General features: G+C 64.6%; 17 protein-coding genes. 10 read left to right on the forward strand and 7 right to left on the reverse strand.

Going from position 1 to position 15,258, the window contains the following annotated elements; genetic code table 11:
- Nucleotides 1-36: 36 nt before the first annotated feature.
- Nucleotides 37-1,614 carry a PTS transporter subunit EIIC gene (locus GGC64_RS06015; RefSeq protein ID WP_192721508.1) on the forward strand — a complete coding sequence of 526 codons (1,578 nt, stop codon included), beginning with the start codon at nucleotides 37-39 and terminating at the stop codon, nucleotides 1,612-1,614.
- Here the strand turns inward: GGC64_RS06015 and GGC64_RS06020 are convergent.
- Nucleotides 1,611-3,170 (reverse strand): adenylate/guanylate cyclase domain-containing protein, encoded by a 1,560-nt coding sequence (locus GGC64_RS06020; RefSeq protein WP_192721509.1) that lies wholly within the window; start codon nucleotides 3,168-3,170, stop codon nucleotides 1,611-1,613. The two genes, GGC64_RS06015 and GGC64_RS06020, sit on opposite strands and share 4 nt — an antisense overlap.
- Before the next feature lie 82 nt (nucleotides 3,171-3,252).
- Here GGC64_RS06020 and GGC64_RS06025 point away from each other — a divergent pair, with 82 nt between their 5' ends.
- The 3 genes from GGC64_RS06025 to GGC64_RS06035 all read left to right on the forward strand — a co-directional run bounded on the left by GGC64_RS06025 (nucleotide 3,253) and on the right by GGC64_RS06035 (nucleotide 5,394).
- A complete protein-coding gene (locus tag GGC64_RS06025; RefSeq protein WP_192721510.1) occupies nucleotides 3,253-4,083 on the forward strand; it encodes an oxidoreductase in 831 nt (276 codons plus the stop codon).
- A 25-nt stretch (nucleotides 4,084-4,108) separates the two neighbouring features.
- Complete coding sequence (locus GGC64_RS06030; protein WP_192722418.1) at nucleotides 4,109-4,813, forward strand: TVP38/TMEM64 family protein; 705 nt, start codon at nucleotides 4,109-4,111, stop codon at nucleotides 4,811-4,813.
- Nucleotides 4,814-4,905: 92 nt separating this feature from the next.
- Nucleotides 4,906-5,394, forward strand: a complete 489-nt coding sequence (locus GGC64_RS06035; protein WP_192721511.1) for a universal stress protein — start codon at nucleotides 4,906-4,908, stop codon at nucleotides 5,392-5,394.
- On the opposite strand, the gene GGC64_RS06040 is transcribed toward GGC64_RS06035, so the two are convergent.
- On the reverse strand, nucleotides 5,391-6,041 hold the full coding sequence (locus GGC64_RS06040) for a maleylpyruvate isomerase family mycothiol-dependent enzyme (protein WP_192721512.1): 651 nt from the start codon (nucleotides 6,039-6,041) through the stop codon (nucleotides 5,391-5,393). The two genes, GGC64_RS06035 and GGC64_RS06040, sit on opposite strands and share 4 nt — an antisense overlap.
- Nucleotides 6,042-6,240: 199 nt before the next feature.
- Between GGC64_RS06040 and GGC64_RS06045 the strand changes: the two genes are divergently transcribed.
- On the forward strand, nucleotides 6,241-7,515 hold the full coding sequence (locus GGC64_RS06045; RefSeq protein ID WP_370581997.1) for an Ig-like domain-containing protein: 1,275 nt from the start codon (nucleotides 6,241-6,243) through the stop codon (nucleotides 7,513-7,515).
- Between the two features lie 34 nt (nucleotides 7,516-7,549).
- Here the strand turns inward: GGC64_RS06045 and GGC64_RS06050 are convergent, their stop codons facing one another.
- Nucleotides 7,550-7,978 (reverse strand): pyridoxamine 5'-phosphate oxidase family protein, encoded by a 429-nt coding sequence (locus tag GGC64_RS06050; protein WP_192721513.1) that lies wholly within the window; start codon nucleotides 7,976-7,978, stop codon nucleotides 7,550-7,552.
- A gap of 217 nt (nucleotides 7,979-8,195) precedes the next feature.
- Here GGC64_RS06050 and GGC64_RS06055 point away from each other — a divergent pair, with 217 nt between their 5' ends.
- Entirely contained in the window at nucleotides 8,196-8,906 is a 711-nt protein-coding gene (locus GGC64_RS06055) for a glycoside hydrolase (protein WP_225951180.1), read from the forward strand.
- Here GGC64_RS06055 and GGC64_RS06060 read toward each other — a convergent pair.
- Nucleotides 8,873-10,294 carry an amidase gene (locus GGC64_RS06060; protein ID WP_192721515.1) on the reverse strand — a complete coding sequence of 474 codons (1,422 nt, stop codon included), beginning with the start codon at nucleotides 10,292-10,294 and terminating at the stop codon, nucleotides 8,873-8,875. The genes GGC64_RS06055 and GGC64_RS06060 overlap by 34 nt on opposite strands.
- A 177-nt stretch (nucleotides 10,295-10,471) precedes the next feature.
- Here GGC64_RS06060 and GGC64_RS06065 point away from each other — a divergent pair, with 177 nt between their 5' ends.
- Nucleotides 10,472-11,140 carry a class I SAM-dependent methyltransferase gene (locus GGC64_RS06065; protein ID WP_192721516.1) on the forward strand — a complete coding sequence of 223 codons (669 nt, stop codon included), beginning with the start codon at nucleotides 10,472-10,474 and terminating at the stop codon, nucleotides 11,138-11,140.
- Nucleotides 11,141-11,249: 109 nt separating this feature from the next.
- Here GGC64_RS06065 and GGC64_RS06070 read toward each other — a convergent pair whose 3' ends face one another.
- On the reverse strand, nucleotides 11,250-11,564 hold the full coding sequence (locus tag GGC64_RS06070; RefSeq protein ID WP_192721517.1) for a hypothetical protein: 315 nt from the start codon (nucleotides 11,562-11,564) through the stop codon (nucleotides 11,250-11,252).
- Between the two features lie 397 nt (nucleotides 11,565-11,961).
- On the opposite strand from GGC64_RS06070, the gene GGC64_RS06075 reads away from it, so the two are divergent.
- The 3 genes from GGC64_RS06075 to GGC64_RS06085 all read left to right on the forward strand — a co-directional run bounded on the left by GGC64_RS06075 (nucleotide 11,962) and on the right by GGC64_RS06085 (nucleotide 14,133).
- Nucleotides 11,962-12,651 carry a TetR/AcrR family transcriptional regulator gene (locus tag GGC64_RS06075; protein WP_192721518.1) on the forward strand — a complete coding sequence of 230 codons (690 nt, stop codon included), beginning with the start codon at nucleotides 11,962-11,964 and terminating at the stop codon, nucleotides 12,649-12,651.
- On the forward strand, nucleotides 12,648-13,586 hold the full coding sequence (locus GGC64_RS06080; RefSeq protein ID WP_192721519.1) for a R2-like ligand-binding oxidase: 939 nt from the start codon (nucleotides 12,648-12,650) through the stop codon (nucleotides 13,584-13,586). Before GGC64_RS06075 ends, GGC64_RS06080 begins: the two co-directional genes overlap by 4 nt.
- A 97-nt stretch (nucleotides 13,587-13,683) precedes the next feature.
- Nucleotides 13,684-14,133: a hypothetical protein gene (locus tag GGC64_RS06085; RefSeq protein ID WP_192721520.1), complete on the forward strand. Its 450-nt coding sequence runs from the start codon at nucleotides 13,684-13,686 to the stop codon at nucleotides 14,131-14,133.
- Nucleotides 14,134-14,326: 193 nt separating this feature from the next.
- Here the strand turns inward: GGC64_RS06085 and GGC64_RS06090 are convergent, their stop codons facing one another.
- Together GGC64_RS06090 and GGC64_RS06095 are read right to left on the reverse strand one after the other, a co-directional pair.
- Complete coding sequence (locus GGC64_RS06090; protein WP_192721521.1) at nucleotides 14,327-14,752, reverse strand: VOC family protein; 426 nt, start codon at nucleotides 14,750-14,752, stop codon at nucleotides 14,327-14,329.
- Nucleotides 14,749-15,156: a Zn-ribbon domain-containing OB-fold protein gene (locus tag GGC64_RS06095; protein ID WP_225951509.1), complete on the reverse strand. Its 408-nt coding sequence runs from the start codon at nucleotides 15,154-15,156 to the stop codon at nucleotides 14,749-14,751. Before GGC64_RS06095 ends, GGC64_RS06090 begins: the two co-directional genes overlap by 4 nt.
- Between the last annotated feature and the right edge of the window lie 102 nt (nucleotides 15,157-15,258).

Raw genomic sequence — 15,258 nt, forward strand, 5'->3', positions numbered from 1 at the left:
GCTTCCGCTCAGCTTCGGCAGAGGAGGGTCACACAAGTGAGCGACACAGCGAAACCTCAAGGGACGGCGGCAAAGTCAGGTCGGCGCATTCCCGGCTTCGCACAACTACAGCGCCTCGGCAAGAGCCTGATGCTGCCGATCGCTGTTCTCCCCGCTGCAGGAATCCTACTGCGGCTCGGCCAGGATGACCTGCTGGGCAAAATTCACGCTCCGGTCATCGGGTCGTTCTTCAAGGCGATGACCGCCGCGGGCGACGCCCTGTTCAGCAACCTTCCTTTGCTCTTCGCCGTCGGTGTCGCGATCGGATTCGCCAGAAAGGCGGACGGTTCGACGGCGCTGGCCGCGGTGGTCGGCTATCTGGTGGTGCAGGCAGTGTTCAAAACCATGTCGCCGATCGTGCTCGCGGGCCAGGTCGACAAGGCGGGTGACCAAGCCCAGATCAACTACAGCGTGTTCGCGGGCATCGTGGTCGGCCTGGTCACTGCATGGCTCTTCGACCGCTACCACACCATTCAATTGCCGTCCTACATCGGATTCTTCGGAGGCAGGCGCTTCGTTCCGATCGTGGTGTCGCTGGCCTGTCTGTTCATTGCGTTCGCGATGAGTTACTTCTACCCGGTCTTCGACGCGGGGCTTACCGGCCTCGGGAAGTTCATCGGAGGCTCGGGGGCGTTGGGCGCGTTTGTTTACGGGTTCGCCAACCGGATGCTGATTCCGCTGGGCCTGCACCACATTCCAAACTCGTATGTCTGGTTCCTCTACGGCGACTATCAGACCCCGGGCGGCAAGGTCGTCACCGGTGAGCTCACCCGCTTCGCCGCTGGCGACCCGACCGCGGGCCATCTCACCTCGGGCTTCTACCCGATCCTGATGTTCGGGCTGCCTGCCGCCGCGCTTGCGATGATCCACGTGGCCAACAAGAAACAACGGAAAGTCGCGGTGGGCATTCTGGCGGCGGCCGCGCTGACCGCGTTCCTGACCGGCGTGACCGAGCCCCTCGAGTTCGCGTTCATGTTCGTGGCGTTCCCGCTCTACCTCATCCACGCGGTGTTGACCGGACTCTCACTGGCGATCGCGTACCTGCTCGACATACATCTGGGCTTCTCGTTCTCCGCGGGTCTCATCGATCTGCTGCTCTACGGGACGGCCCCTGCGGCGAAGAACATCCCGTTGCTGATTGCCATGGGCGTTGTCTTCTTCGTCGTCTACTACGCGCTGTTCCGGTTCGCGATCACGCGATGGAATCTGAGAACCCCAGGCCGCGAACCCGAGAGTGAATTCGAGGCCGAGGAGGCGGCCAACCTCGGCGAGGGCGCCGACTCCGCGACGGCCGTGACGGCGCGCGGATCCGGCACGACGACAGCAATCGCACCTGCAGCGGTCGACAGCAAGGCCGAACAGGTGATCGCGGCGTTCGGCGGCAGGGAGAACCTCGTGAATGTCGATGCCTGCATCACCCGGCTGCGCATGGAGGTGGCCGATGCGAGCAAGGTGGATCAGGCTCGGCTCAAGGCTCTCGGCGCCGCGGGCGTTGTTGAAGTCGGCAACAGCGTACAAGCGGTGTTCGGGACCGAAGCCGAGGCGCTGAAGAACGACATCAACGACATCCGTTAGGAGCCACGCACATCGGTGGGTGCGCTGGCCGGGGCGAGGCGGGCCATTCCGCGGAGAATCCACGGTGTCCGCCGCGCTATCACCGCCACGGCACGATCCGATCGGCGCATCGCGGTCCGAGGACCCGGCGTCGGCGTTGACGCCAGCTCCGCCTCGGCTGATCCGGCTCGTGCGCCGTGGCGCTCAACCGCCAGCAATTGCCAGACGCCGGGAACTCCACGCAACTCGACGCTGCCGCGGTCGGAAAAGCCTGTGCCCGAGCCGACGACCAGATCACGAACGGTGCTGGAAACGAGGATCTCCCCGACCCCGGCTTGGCCGAGGATCCGCGCGGCGATATGTACGGCAATTCCTCCGATGTCGTTGTCCAGCAGTTCGCACTCGCCGGTGTGAATCCCGGCGCGAATCTCGATTCCGACCGTCTCGGCGTCTGCGCGCAACGCCTCTGCGCAACGAATCGCCTGCGTGGGTCCGTCGAACGTCATGAGGTAGCCGTCGCCTGTGCTTTTCACCACCGTGCCGCCGAATTGGTTCGTGCGGTCGGTCGTGATCTCACCAAAGCGCTCCAGCACCGCCCGCCAGCGCTCATCGCCCGCGGCCGCGGCGCGTTGCGTCGAGGCGACCATGTCGGTGAACAGCACCGTACGCAACGCGCGATGCGTCTGCGACGGTGCAGCGTGGCTGCCGGTGAGGAACTCCTCGATCTCGGTGAGGATCGTGTCGGGCTCGGTGAACCACGGCGCGTGATCCGTCCCGTCCACCTCGAGCAGCCGCGCACCGGGGATATGGTCGGCGAGGTACCGGCCGCCCTGCGCCGGAATGCCGAGGTCGTCGCGGGCATGAACGACGAGGGTGGGCATAGTGATCGTCGGCAGGATGGGCCGGACGTCGATGCGGAACATAGCTTCGAGAGTCGCCCGCGCCATCCCCGGGCTCGCGCCCATGCGCTCCAGCATTCCCAGCTGGCGCACCGACCCGACCGACGGGATCAGTCCCTTGAGCGCGGCCCCACTGCCCCACGACGATCGCACTGCACGGGCAAGGCCCTGCATGCGTGCGATCTGCGCCTCTGACGGCGTGTAGTCCTCACCCAGCTCGGGTAGGACGCGTGCCCGAAGCTCGGCCGGGTCGCCATCGACCTCATCCCACCCAACCATTCCCGTATACGAGAACGTGCTGCAGAGGATCAGCGCTCGCGTTCGCCGCGGCCGTGTCGCTGCGAAGACGGTGGCGGCCGGGCCGCCCTCGCTCAAGCCGAGAAGGGCGGCCTGCCCGAAGCCGGCAGCGTCCATCACGGCCTCGATCTCGGACGCCCGCTCGTCCAGTGTCCGAACTCGCGGAACGGGGTCCGACAACCCGACCCCGGCCTTGTCGAATAGAAGGACGCGACAAAATGTGGAGAGCTGATCGAAGAAGGCCTTGAATTCTGGCTGGGTCCAAAATAATTCGACATGGGTGGCGAACGGCCCGACGACGACGAGCTCCACGGGCCCATCGCCAAACACCTGATACGCCAGGCTGAGATCGCCGCACGTTGCATACAACGTGTCCCCCACGCCGTCGAGCGTAGCGAGGCCGGGTGTTGCAAATCGGCACTTCGTACATACTGGCCAGCGGGGTGAAAGGAAGCGATCGCATATGTCCACCTGGCTCATCACCGGTTGCTCGACGGGGCTTGGCCGCTCGCTGGCGGAAGCCGTCATCGGCGCAGGCCACAACGCCGTCGTCACCGCCCGCGATGTCAGCAGGGTCGCCGACCTGGCGGATTCCACACCCGACCGGGTCCTTGCCGTCGCGCTCGACGTCACCGATCCGAATCAGGTGACGACAGCTGTGCGCCAGGCCGAAGATCGGTTCGGCGGCGTCGACGTGCTGGTCAACAACGCCGGCTATGGCTATCGCGCCGCGGTAGAAGAGGGTGAGGACGCCGAGGTGCGGACGCTCTTCGAGACGCACTTCTTCGGCACCGTCGCGATGATCAAGGCCGTCCTGCCCGGCATGCGCGCCCGCCGCTCCGGAGCGATCGTGAACATCTCGTCGATCGGGGTTCAGCTCACCCCGGTCGGCTCCGGCTACTACGCCGCGGCCAAAGCCGCGATCGAAGGGGTAAGTGGCTCCCTGCGCGGTGAACTTGCGCCCCTTGGCATCTCGGTCACCGTCGTCGAGCCGGGCGCGTTTCGCACCGATTTCGCGGGACGGTCGCTGACCCAATCGACAACAATCATCGATGACTACGCGGGCACCGCCGGACAACGCCGCAAGGAGAACGACACGATGGACGGCACCCAGGCCGGTGATCCCGCGAAGGCAGGCAGCGCGATCATCGAGGCGGTCGAATCGAGTGAGCCGCCCGCATTCCTGCTCCTCGGGCCCGACGCGCTGGCCGCCTACCGCTACATCGCCGACACCCGCGCAAGCGAGATCGCCAAGTGGGAAAAACTCACCGCCAGCACGAACTTCGATGCCTGACGTCGATTGCGGCAGCGCATCCGGCATGTCCGAAGGCGAAAGTGCCACCACCATCAGTCGACGGCGTCACATCGTGCGACTGGCACTGTTCGCGGCGTTCCTGCTCGGTTTGTTCTATCTGGTCGCCGTCGCCCGCGTCGTCGATGTCGAGGACGTGCGGCGCGCGGTCGCCGCGACCGGGCCCGCCGCGCCGCTGACCTACGTCGTGGTGGCCGCCGTGCTCGCCGCGGTGTTCGTGCCAGGCCCGATCCTGGCGGCGGGCAGCGGGCTGCTGTTCGGGCCCGTTCTCGGGGTTTTCGTCACGCTCGGCGCGACGGTCGGTACGGCGATCATCGCCAGTCTGGTGGGCCGTCGTGCCGGGCGCGACAGCGCGCGAGCCCTCCTCGGACCGCAACGGGCTGACCGTCTGGACCGGTTGATCGAACGCCGAGGGCTGTGGGCCGTGGTCGGCCAACGGTTCGTCCCCGGCATCTCGGATGCGCTTGCCTGCTACGTGTTCGGTGCGTTCGGAGTTCCGTTGTGGCAGATGGCTATTGGCGCATTCATCGGCGCGGCGCCGCGCGCGTTCGTCTACACCGCATTGGGCGCGTCGATCGGAAACCTGTCGTCGCCGTTGGCTTACTCCGCGATCGCGGTGTGGTGTGTGACCGCGATCGTCGGGGCGTTCGTCACGCATCACGGTTGGCGGAAATGGCGTGCGCGGCGTCGGGCGTCGGATTCGACGCCCTAGACAGTTACCCCGGCTATGTCGCAAAGCCAAGCGTCGATTGCCCGGCTGGCGTTACTGTCGTGTTCGTCGCGACCGGCGGCAAGGAGGCGACCATGAGTGGCTATCGAACGGTGATCGTCGGGACCGACGGTTCAGACTCGTCAATGCGTGCGGTCGAGCGAGCGGGAGCATTCGCGGCGCAGGAGAACGCCAAGTTGATCGTGGCGAGCGCGCATATCCATCACGAGGAAAAGGGTGGCTGGTCGAGGCCACCCTCGCCCGATCCGGCGAGCGACAGGCGCGCCGAGGATGCACTTGGGCGCGAAGGTTACAAGGTGCACGGTGATGCGGCCGTTTACGACATCCTCCACGACGCCCGCGACCGGGCCAAGGCAGCAGGCGCCAAGGATGTCGAAGAGCGCGCAATCGTCGGCGCCCCTGTCGAGGCGCTGATCAAGTTGGCGGGAGAGGTGAAGGCGGACCTGATCGTCGTCGGCGATGTGGGGTTGGATTCCGTGGCAGGGCGGCTTCTAGGGTCGGTTCCCGCCGACGTCGCCCGCAAGGCGAAGATCGACATTCTGATCGTCCACACGGCCAGCTAGCCCGGAAGCCGGGACCGTAGGACGGGCACGCCGGGGCCGGCGAGTTGGTCAAGCGCGACCGTGCGTCCGCACACCGCCAACATCACCGCCGCTCCCGGTCCGCGGATGGATTCGCCGTCGCCCCACGTCCGTCCGGTGTCCTGGTCGTGTAGCGCGATACCCCGCAGGCGTCGGTGCGGGAAGAAGCCGAATTGCGTTCGACTGGTGAGGAAATCGAGCACCCGGGCGACATGCTGTGGATCCGGCCGGTGCGGGATTCCCAGCGGTATGCGCAAATCTGCACCGTGTACCAAGACGTCCGTCAGGCCCGATAACGGGCCGGTCACCGGCGGACTGAGCCTGTGGTCAGCGCGACGACGTAACGTCTCGGCGATCTCGGTGGCTGAGGCTCGCGCCCGGCGACGGGCCAGCGCGTCGATTCCCCGATCGATGCCGCCGTGTCGAATACCGCTGGCAATGAAGCCCCAGAATCCGTCGGCGAAATCGCTGACCAAATGCGCGGCAACGGTTTTGACATCCCACCCGGCACATAGGCTTTGGGTCGCCAACTGGTCGGCGTTGAGACTTTCGATCAAGGTGGCGATCGACCGCCGCTCATCTGCCACCGCCGCGTATACCCACTCGCGTTCCGCTCCGTTCAGTCGCACAACGGCACAATAACCCGCTCCAGACAGTCGCAATCACACTCTGACCATCGACGATCCGGCACGGCGCAACTGCCTGAGCCGAGACGGCGCGATCGCCCTGGCCCTGACCCAGTACAACCTCGTCGCGGTTTGACTCGCAGGCCGGCGGGTACCTGACGATCAGACACGAGACGGGCGGGTCGGGGGAACGGGAGGGGACATGAGCGCACGCACGCTACCGGAGCTAAATAGTCTGAAGCCCAAGCGCTTTCGGCCGATCTGGAAGACGATTCCAACTCTGCTTTTCGCCCTTCACATGGCCGCGGCTCTCGCGCTGACTGGCTGTGCGCATCAGTCGGCGCCGACTGGCGCCCCGCTCCCGAACCCGGCGGAACCTGCGTCGCTCAAGATCGAACCCGCACCGGGCGCCCACGACGTCGACCCCGTCGCGCCTGTGTCGGTCAGTGCGCAAACCGGGACGCTGACCGACGTGGCGATGGTCAACGACACCGGCAAGCCCGTCGCAGGGATTCTCACTCCCGACGCGAAGTTCTGGCATCCCGTCGTCCCGCTGGGGTACGGGCGAACCTACACGCTGACCATCACCAGCCGCGGACCGGGCGGAAAGACGGCGACACAACCGGTTTCATTCACCACACTGACTCCGCCCAACCAAACCAAGGTGTCGTTTCAGACCACATCGGAGGCACCGCTTGCCGACGGCGCCACCTACGGTGTGGGCGTCGTCATCGTGGCCCACTTCGACGAGCCGATCACCGACAAGGCCGAAGCCGAGCGGCGGCTCGTCGTCACCCCTTCGCCACCGGCAGCGGGATCATGGAACTGGGTCGACGACCAGAACGCACATTGGCGCCCCGAGCACTACTACACGCCCGGAACCACGGTCACCGTCGATGCGAAGATCTACGGAATCCCGCTGGCCCAAGGCGTGTTCGGGCAACAGGACGAGCACCTCAAGTTCACCATCGGTGAATCGCATGTCTCTGTCGCCGACGACCACACGCATCAGGTCAGCGTCTATCGCGACGGCAGCCTGGTACGGACCATGCCGACGTCGATGGGCATGGGCGGCACGCAGGAAGTGGACGGACGGACCCTGTCGTTTTGGACCCCGCCGGGCGTCTACACGGTTCTCGACAAGGGCAATCCGGTGGTGATGGACTCCTCCACCTTCGGGCTGCCGAAGAACTCTCGGCTGGGGTATCGCGAGACCATCAATTACGCCACCCGCATCAGCACCGACGGCATCTACCTACACCAGCTCGACGCCACCGTATGGGCGCAGGGCAACACCGACACCAGCCACGGTTGCCTGAACCTCAACGGCGACAACGCCAAATGGTTCTACGACTTCTCGGTACCAGGGGATGTCGTCGAAGTCCGCAACACCGGTGGCCCCCCGCTGACCCTCGCACAGAACGGTGACTGGACCATTCCGTGGGATCAATGGCGCAACGGCAGCGCACTGAAGTGACGCCAGCCCTGAGCGTCACGTTGCGCCTTATCGGCTACAGATCGCCGGTGAAGTCGGCGGTGAGCCAGCGGTCGGGGTGGATGGTGAACAGCACTTCTTCGACGCCTTCCATGCTGCGCACGAATGCCCGGCCGCCTTCCTCGCCGAGGTAGCGGATCGCGATCGATTCCTGCAGTCCCGCCGGAACCTGTTTGGTGGTCTCGACGACGGTGCCCTCCACTACGACGTATTGATACGGCGGCTCCTCGCGCTGAACCACGAGCGTCACAGCTCGGGCGCGCTCGATCAGCCGTGCCTTTCGGCTGGACGCCCCAGTCATGATGCGGATGTTCCCTCCAGAGGCGTAGTCGTACCAGATCGGGACGCTGGCGGGCGGCCGACCGTCGGCGGCTGCTACGGAGAGGACGGCGACGTGGGTGTCGGCGAGGAAATCCTGGCGTTCGGTTTCGCTGAGGCTTCTCATGGGGACTATGAACGTCCATTCCGGCGTGCTATTCCCACGGCATCGGCTGATCTCAAGGGCGGGGAAGCCGATTTGGAGGCGACGGAGGCGGCGTGGCGACGCCAATTCACGTGAGGCGGGACATCAGACTTTGCTCATCAGATGAATCAATCAGTGCCGCACGGGATCTAGCCGGGTCCGCGGTGTCGTCCGCCAGGCGCCTCAGTACACGTTCGCAATGTCGCCGAACTGCGTGAGAAACGGCAGTACAGTGCTGCTCGTGCACAAAAAGCTGTTAGCCGACGGCCGTGGCCGCTGGTTGGCACTCGCCGCTTCGATAACCGTGGCCGGCGGGATGCTCTACGTACAGAACTCAGAGCATGCCCACAGCGCCCAACCATCGTGTTGCGCGCCGACCCCGGCGGCAGCTTCGGTGCCGGCGAGCCCGGAACTTCCGCCGCCCGGCGCACCTAAGCTCGCCACTCCGGCAGAGGCCCAAGTGTTGGCGGCAAGTGCGCCTGCCACTCCCGCCACCGCCTTGCCATTCGAGCTGCCACCTGGTGTCGCGCCCGAGAACGGGTTGCAGGTGGACACCATTCGGGTGGCCCGCGCCATCAGCGTGCTGTTCCCACAAATCACTACGATCGGCGGTTGGCGACAGGATGCGTTGAAATGGCACCCCGAGGGGTTGGCGATCGACGTGATGATTCCAAATCCCGACTCCCCCGAGGGCATCGACCTCGGCAATCAGATCGCAGGTTTCGCCCTGGCGAACGCGCAACGCTGGGACATCGACGATGTGATCTGGCGACACGCCATATACCTGGGCCCGAAGTCGGGCCAGTACATGCCCGAAATGGGATCAGAAACCGCGAACCACTACGACCACGTCCATATCGCCACCAATGGCGGTGGCTACCCGACCGGAAATGAGAAGTACTTCATCTGATTCTCCCTGGCGCGTTCTAATTCCGCGCCCAAGCGGAGAAGGGTCGCCTCGTCGTACCAGCGAGCGGCGATTTGGACCCCAATCGGGAGGCCGTCATGACTGAGGCCGAAAGGAATCGTCATCGCGGGAAGACCTGTCAGATTAAACGGCACGGTTGCGCGCATTACCCCCTGCGCCGCTACCGAGACGCCTTCTCGGACTGTGAGGCTGCGCTGGGCGTGCAGCGGTGCGGGGACAGGGGCGACTGGACACAAGAGCGCGTCGTAGTCGGCGAAGAATCCGCTCAGCTTGGCGGCTAAACGCTCGGTTTCCTGTTGAGCCGCAATATAATCCGCCAGCACCGGCTGCTCTCGCGCCAATATCGCGGCGGTCACGGGGTGCAGTTCAGCTTCGCGTCCCTCCGCGATCTGCTTGAAGTATGGGACGACCTCGGCGGAGTACAGCACAGCGCTCAGGGCGACACCGTCGATCGCTTCCAGTTCCGTCAACGGTGCCGGCTCGACCGTGCACCCCAAGCCTCGTAGCGCGTCAGCGGCGGCCAGCACTGTGGCGGCGACGTCGTCGCCGATTGGCCCGAATCCCGGTTCGACGAGGTATCCGATGCGCATATCTGCCAGACGTTTGACGTCATTGAGGTCGAGCGGGACGTCGCGTGTGTAACCATCGGCGCCGTCGGGGCCAGTCAGAATCTGAAGCGCTGCGGCGATGTCGCGAACGCTGCGCGCCATCGGTCCAACATGCCAATACCTTGCAGGGACAGCGGGCCAATGCCCGGTAATCGGGATACGCCCGCGCGTGGCCTTGAGGGCAACTATTCCCGTGTCATGGGCCGGCCCCCGCACTGAAATCGCGACATCGCTGCCGAGCCCGATCGGCGACATTCCCGCCGCGATTGCCGCGGATTCCCCGCCGCTCGAGCCCCCAGGCGTGTGATCGATGTTCCACGGATTAGCCGACCGGCCGACGACCCGATTGTCGGTCTCGGTCCAGTAGGAGAATTCGGGCAGGTTCGTCTTCGCCAGCAGTATGGCGCCGGCCGCACGGAACCGCGCGACAACCGCGGCATCCACGGTCGGCACGTGCTTCTGGAAAAGCAACGATCCACGAGTCGTGGCGACGCCCGCCGTGTCGAGTGCGTCCTTGACCGTGAACGGCACACCATGCAGGGCACCCAACTCGCCGCCCGCCCGCACCGCCTCATCAGCGACTCGCGCGGCGGCGAGAGCCGACTCAGCCAAAACCGTCACCGTCGCGTTGATCTCGGGATCCACTGCTGTGATTCGCTCTAGGTGGGCCGTCACGACCTCCACCGATGACAGCCGGCGAGCGCGGATTGCTTCTGCCAAGGCCGTGGCATCGGCGGCCACGATGTCGCTCGACTCATCCATCAGCTTGGCTTTCAGTTCGAAGGACCACCGGCGAGGGCTGCACGCGGTACCTCCGGACTACTACTCGACGAAGGCCGAAAGTATTCCCCGCGAAGGTGGTCCCGCATAAACCTTCAGTGGCTGAACACATTCGAGCATCCACCGGATGGGGTGTCGGGACGTCATCGCGACCAAGCATTGCCCAACAGCTACGGCCCGGTTCCAAGTGTTACGGGCGGGGTCGCGCTAATCTTCGTGTCGATGCGTCTCACATCGGTCAAAGCAATTTATTCGCACCTCGCGAAAACCTACGACTGCGATCTGCGCGACGCCATGAACTACACGGCGCATGTGGAAGTGCCGCGGCTGATCGTCGATGTGCTGGGCTCCAGACGAGCCAACGTCCTCGACCTCGGGTGTGGCACAGGGCTTTCCTCGCTGGTGTTCTTCGAACAGGGGTATGACGTAACAGGCATCGACGGTGTCGGCGCCATGGTCCGCCGCGCGCGAAAGTTGCCGTACAAGAAGGTCATTCAGCAAGACCTGGAGTCACCGTGGCGCGTCAAAGATCAATCGTTCGACGCCGCCGTGATGATCGGAGTGATGGAGTACATCATCTATCCCCAAGTGCTGCTGCGACAGGTCCGCGACAAGCTTGTCCCCGGTGGCGTATTCGGGCTGACCGTGCCGCGAAAGAACAAGCTCTATGAGCAAGATGGATTGAAGTCGTACTACGCGAAGGAGATCGCGCCCGTCATCGACAAAGCTGGCTTCGAAGTCATGATGTCGGAGAAGACCCTCGGCTACGAAGACCAAGGCAGAAAGATCATTTACTGGAACTACCTGCTGCGCAGACCGACCCTCTGAGGTCCTGCGTCCGAAGTGGTTCGTTACGTTCAACCGAATCGACAAAGCGCTGCTGCACTTCACGGTCGACGTGCAGCAGCACTTGTCTGATCAGGCTGCGGTGGAGCGGCTACCCGTGCAGCAGGCCCTGGACTGCAAAGCGCACGAACGAGTTGCCCTGTCCGACGAAGTACTGCACAGCGTGATTGCCGGCCGCGACGTTGTCCTGCAGCGCCTGGTTACCGGCCGCCACGTTGTCCTGCAGAGCCTGGTTACCGGCACCGACGAAGCCCTGCAGCTGGTGATTACCAAAATTGACGAGGTCTTGCAGACCATCTGCAGAGGCCGTGCCCGTGGGCGCGAAGAGCACGAGCCCGCCGGCGATAGCACCGATCCCGACAGCCTTCACGGCGGTGCGCTTCGAGATCGTTAAGGGGTTTGCCATCGTTCCTTTTCCTTTCCTGATATCCGGACGAGTCAGGACCGAAGAGGCTCCAACTCGACCAGCCGTATCCTTATCTCCCGATTTGCTCGGCATATCCAATACGGCGATTGGCTAAACCTCAAAAATCGCTATACCTAGGAACAAGATCAGGATGAGATGGCAAACCGCGGCACAAGCCGCAACGGGAATCCGTTAGCCAATCTCGGGTTTACCGGAGCGCTGTCGCCGCCACGGGTCCACGGTCGACCCGACCGATCCATCGACCTCGATGTATTTGCGGCTCGCAGGAAAGCCTGGAGCGCCGGTTCCACTGGGGACCCACACGCCCAGGCACTCTTGACTGTGACGACGCTCACAGTAATATGACCACTGGTCATATTGGCGCGAGGAGGTGCCGGTGCCGACGGTCACGTGGGCTCGTCTCGATCCGCTTCGACGCGCCGCAGTAATCGAGGCTGCCGAGGCCGAATTCGGGGCACACGGCTTCTCCGCGGGCAGCCTGAACGTCATCGCCCGCCGCGCGGGCGTCGCCAAAGGCAGCCTGTTTCAGTATTTCGCCGACAAGCGCGACCTCTATGCGTTCATCGCCGATGTCGGCAGTCAGCGGGTCCGCGCCTACATGGAAGCCCGCATCGTCGAACTCGACCCCAGCAGACCGTTTTTCGACTTCCTGACCGACCTGATGGACTCCTGGGTCGCCTACTTCGCCGACCATCCGCACGAACGCTCCCTTCACGCGGCGGCGAGCCTGGAGGTCGACACCGACGCCCGCATCAGCGTCCGCAGCGTCATTCACCGGCACTACCTGGACGTGATGCGGCCACTGGTGCGCGACGCGCATATACGCGGCGACCTACGCGAAGACGCCGACACCGACGCGCTGATATCGCTTCTGCTGCTGCTCTTTCCGCACCTGGCGTTGGCGCCGTACGTACGCGGCATGGATCCGGTTCTCGGACTCGACGAGCCCACCCCCGAGCAGCCCGCGTTGGCGGTGCGCAGGCTCGTCGCCGTGCTGAAGGACGCATTCGCCACGGCTCCCCGAAACGCATCGATCACCGCACGATCTAGGAGGTCACTGACATGACACGCACCCGCTCACATTCGCTCGACGCAGGCGGCCTCAACTGGGACAGCTTGCCGCTCAAGCTGTTTGCAGGCGGTAACGCGAAGTTCTGGAACCCCGCCGACATCGACTTCTCCCAAGATCGAGCCGACTGGGAGTCGATGAGCGACCTCGAGCGCGACTGGGCCGCCAGGCTGTGCGCCGAGTTCATCGCAGGCGAGGAAGCGGTCACCCAGGACATCCAGCCGTTCATGGCGGCGATGCGCGCCGAGGGCCGACTCGGTGACGAGATGTACCTGACACAGTTCGCGTTCGAGGAAGCCAAACACACGCAGGTGTTCCGGATGTGGCTCGACGCCGTCGGCATGACCGACGATCTGCAGCACTACCTCGACGACCTGCCCGCGTACCGGAAGATCTTCTACGAGGAACTTCCGGAGTCTCTCGACGCGCTGGCGACGGATCCGTCGCCGGCCGCCCAGATTCGTGCGTCGGCCACCTACAACCACGTCATCGAAGGCATGATGGCGCTGACGGGATACTATGCGTGGCACCGGATTTGCGTGGATCGCGGCATTCTTCCCGGCATGCAGGAACTGGTGAAGCGCATCGGGGACGACGAGCGACGCCACATGGCGTGGGGCACTTTCACCTGCCGGCGACACGTCGCCGCCGACGAGCGCAATTGGGCCGTCTTCGAAACACGTATGAACGAGCTGATTCCGCTGGCGTTGCAGAACACTGAAGACGCCTATGCCCTTTACGACGAGGTGCCGTTCGGGCTGGAGAAGGACGAGATGCAGCAGTACGCCGCCGATAAGGGGATGCGTCGGTTCGGCACCATCAGTAGCGCGCTGGGTCGTCCGGTGGCCGAGATCGACCTCGATTACACGCCGCTGCAGCTGGAGGACACGTTCGCCAGCGAGGACGAAAAAGTCTTCGCGGCACTTGCGTAAGACGGCACTGTCCCCCGATTGGGGGACGGACCAATCCCCCGGTGAATGGGCAGATCGCCGGACAGCCATGGCACCGCGGCAACGAAATACTCAATTCATGACAACAGCGCTCGCCACCGCCGCCAAGCCTCGCGTTGATGCGGCCCGCCCGACGATCCCGTCGCGCGTCGCCGCCCGCATGTGTGCCCGCCACCTGGACCGACTGGTGCAGGCAGGCGCCACTCCCCGACCCGGCACCGCGCTGGAGGCCCATGTGCTCCGGTTGACCGATATCGCGTATCGCGAGCGCCTTGCCGCGGAGTTGCGTCGCCGCGGCACGGCCGTGCTGTGCGATCGAGTCGTGCTGTCGCCGTCGCGCCTGAACGCCTCCGCTGTATGGGACGCGGCCGACATGATCGAGCGCGTGGAGAAGCGATTGGAGAGCCGTCACGTCAGCCCGCGCGGCGTCGCACGGCTTCGCCGCCTGCTGGCGGACTGGAACGGTCCGTTGCGGCACGGCTGCGGCGACCTGTGCGGCGAGCTGCGGGCAGTGCTTGCCGCGCTGTGAGCGCTATCCAAGGGTCGGACAAGCGATAACTGAATTGCCCGGCTCTGGGCGACTTTGTCGCTGTCGACGACTTTGTCGCCCAGAGCCGGACATTACGGGTATTGAACCCCGACGCCGCACTACCCGGTCTCCGCCGCGTCGCACCCCAAATCCCGCTGCCGATACCGACGGCAGCCGCTGCGTGGCCCGTGGATCAGCAGACGGTGAAGAGTTCGAGCTGAATGTTGTCCGGGTCGCGAAACACCAACGTGGCGAACGGGAACGGTTGGTCACCTGTCCTGATCCCGGAGTGCTCGACGCCGAGTTGGTCCAGCCACGCCGCCCAGGCCTCCAAGTCCTCGCGGGACGCCACGTTGAATCCGACGTGGTCCAAACCCGTACGGGCCTCGTCGAATTGCTCACCGTCGTTGCCGGTGTTGGTGTGTAAACCGATCGCCAGCCCCGAACGCGAATCGACGAGCAGCACGCCGTATCCGGTGTCCTCGCGTTCGTAGTGTGGGAATGTCATCGGAACACGGTCCGCGCGGAACACCCGCTGATACCAGGCCACGCTCGCGTCGAGGTCGCGCACCGTGACCGAGAAGTGGTGTATGCCCGTAATCGCGGGGGCCTCGCTCATGCCTCGTCCTTTCTCGGCGCAAACACGGGAACAAACACGCTCTCACCGTCGACATCCTGCGGTTCGAACCGGACTTCGACGGCAAGGCCGATATGAACCGAGTCCGGCTCACAGTCAACGATATTCGAAGCGATGCGCAAATCGGGCTGCTCGTCCAACTGGACGATCGCGATCACGTACGGCACGGGTACGTCAGGGTTGAACGGCTGATGGTTGACCGTATAGGTGAACACCGTCCCACGTCCGGACACCGGCCGCGCCACCAGTGCTCCCCCACAATCGGGACAGTCCCCGGCTGGCGGGCTCACCCATAGCTCGCACTGCGTGCACCACGAGATCAGCAGCCGCCCGTCGGCGCCGCCGGTCCAGAACGCCCGGTTGTGGTCATGCAGCTTGGGCAGCATTCGCCCCGGAATTGCGGGTGGGGCCACATCTGCCATGACAAGGAAAGTACAGTCCAATCGACTGTCATTACAAAAATAGAGGTTTGAACGGGGTGCCCAGGG

The organism is Mycobacterium sp. OAS707 (assembly GCF_014873705.1).
Taxonomy (GTDB): Bacteria; Actinomycetota; Actinomycetes; order Mycobacteriales; family Mycobacteriaceae; genus Mycobacterium.